The organism is Wolbachia endosymbiont of Madathamugadia hiepei, assembly GCF_013366855.1.
In the GTDB taxonomy this organism is placed as follows: domain Bacteria; phylum Pseudomonadota; class Alphaproteobacteria; order Rickettsiales; family Anaplasmataceae; genus Wolbachia.
Window position 1 is genome coordinate 1 of the sequence record NZ_WQMP01000165.1, and the last position, 1,884, is coordinate 1,884.

Sequence of the window (1,884 nt, forward strand, 5' to 3'; positions counted from 1 at the left end):
AAAGTCAAAAGTGTAGAACGGGCAAGAATCTGCGATGCTGTAAGACTTGAGATTTCTTCACTTATGATAAAGTTGTTTCTATCGAAAAAAAACAACGCTGCTACAGGTATTGCAAGCAATACAGAAATTTTTATAACCGTGAGTAGAAACTCAATGCGCCCAGCAGTAGCTATTCCTCTTAAATTCACTAACGTAATGACTGTAAATAGTAGCAACTCTAAAAGCAAACGCATGCTTTGGATATCTTCATGGAAAAATGGTGTAAGATAACCAACACCCACAACTATTAGAGCTGTTGTGCTAACCCAGGAGATTATCCAATATGTCCAACCAACAAAAAAAGCTGCTGTAGGACCAAAGGCATGTTTTGCATAAACGTGGGGACCTCCAGTCTCTGGAAACTTTGCACATAGCGTGGCAAACACTAGTGCAAGAGACACAGCGCCAGCTCCTGATATTACCCAACTTATGAGGCTATAAGCTCCATATGGCGCAAGGCTGATTGAAAGCATAAAAACCCCAGAACCAATTTGACTACTGATTACTAAAGCAAAAACAGTTAAAAAACCTATTTTATTTGACACAATACCTCTGATTCTATCAACATAGGCAGTAGTATAACTTAACCCCAAGAGTTTTAACAAATAAAAAATTATGTCTTTAGGTTAAGCTTTTAGGAAGGTCGCTTTGTGGTACCAAAGTAAATAAATAAGTGTGCCGCTTAGAGGAAATAAGCTTGACATGAGCAGTGTGCTTATAGAAGTTTCATATATTATCCAGCAGCAAAAAAGTACAGCCACACTTCCGATCAAGAATTTGCAGTAGTTTTTCTCCTGCACATTAACCTTGAGAGAAGCAAGACTACATGCTAAATAGATAAATAAAAATGAAACTACAGAAACATCAACTATTGAAGTTACTTGCTCTGCAAAATTTTTGTTTGACGTTAGAACGAGTAAAACTAGCACTCCCAAAGTACTGAGTATTATTCCACAAAAGGGAGCATCGTACTTGTTTCTTTTAGCAAAAAATTGTGGCATTAACTTATCTTTTGCAAGGCCTAAGGTAACTTGTCCATCAGCCAAGAACCAAGCGTTCAAATTACTTACAGAAACAATAAAAGCAACAACAGAAACAATCAAATGCCAATTACCAGAAAACATGGTTTTCACTGCATCAACATATGGTGCTCTTGAACTTGCTAAGTCGTTACCATTGATTAGCCCCATAATTGCAAGACTATTGATAAAATATACAACAGCAACACAGATTGTGCCAAGCACTATAGCTCTTGGTATTGTCTTAGCTGGATTATTAACCGATCCTGCAGGTGCTGTTGCTGATTCAAGTCCAATAAAACACCATAGGGTGAGAAGTGTAGAGCGGGCAAGAGCCTGTGATGTTGTGAGATTCGAAACTTTCTCGCTTACGATAAAGTTATTTCTATCAAAAAAAAACAAAGCTGCTGTGGGTATTGCAAGCAGTGCAATAATTTTAACGACAGTTAATAGAAGCTCAACATGTCCAGCAGTTGTTACCCCTCTTAGGTTTATTAGCATAATGGCTAAAATTAAAGTTATCTCTAGAAGCAAACGTATATTTTGTGTATCATTGTGAAAAAATGGAGCTAAATAGCCGATACTTGCAACCGTTACAGCTGTTGAGCTAACCCACGAGCTTATCCAATATGTCCAGCCAACAAAAAAAGCTGCTGTAGATCCAAAGGCATGTTTTACATAAATATGAGGACCACCCGTTTCTGGAAATTTTGCACAGAGTAAGGCAAAAACCAAAGCGAGGGATATAGCACCAAATCCTGATATCACCCAGCTTATAAGGCTATAAGCGCCGTATGGTGCAAGGCTAATTGGAAGCATAAAAATT

The 1,884-nt window shown here is 37.9% G+C and carries 2 protein-coding genes; both read right to left on the reverse strand.

Features of this window, described 5'->3' with window-relative positions; genetic code table 11:
* Positions 1–584 (reverse strand): amino acid permease (locus GO685_RS05005; RefSeq protein WP_175937834.1); only part of this gene is annotated, 584 nt, incomplete at its 3' end.
* 81 nt (positions 585–665) lie between these two features.
* Positions 666–1,883, reverse strand: a complete 1,218-nt coding sequence (locus GO685_RS05010) for an APC family permease (RefSeq protein ID WP_343033220.1) — start codon at positions 1,881–1,883, stop codon at positions 666–668.
* Position 1,884 lies beyond the last annotated feature (1 nt).